This window comes from Aeromicrobium sp. MLTX1 (assembly GCF_046452335.1).
In the GTDB taxonomy this organism is placed as follows: domain Bacteria; phylum Actinomycetota; class Actinomycetes; order Propionibacteriales; family Nocardioidaceae; genus Aeromicrobium.
The window spans coordinates 1-246 of the sequence record NZ_JBKFDN010000020.1 but is presented as its reverse complement, the minus strand read 5'-3'; the positions used below and the strand labels follow the sequence as shown (position 1 = coordinate 246).

The following is a 246-nucleotide window of genomic DNA, read 5'->3' as shown; positions in this document are numbered from 1 at the left end:
GCCATTTTAGAAAGGTCAATGGTATCGCTACATTTATTTCACCTGACTGGAATGAAAAAATATCAAGCTATTTATTTGATTGGTTGAATGACTTTAGTTCGAAAAGTACGTTAACTGAAAAAATTTTAGAAGAAGCGGGTGCTAAAGACTTATTTGAGCTTACAAAAGATACCTCACGCTCCCAACGTTTAAGTCAGGCACTTATTGAACAAAATAAATTGATTGCCAGTATTCAAGGTGCAATTA

Annotated in this window: 1 protein-coding gene; it reads left to right on the top strand. The window is 33.7% G+C overall.

The window, feature by feature from the left end; genetic code table 11:
* A partial coding sequence (locus ACK99Q_RS17830; protein WP_410187440.1) for a hypothetical protein occupies window positions 1-246 on the top strand: 246 nt, incomplete at both ends.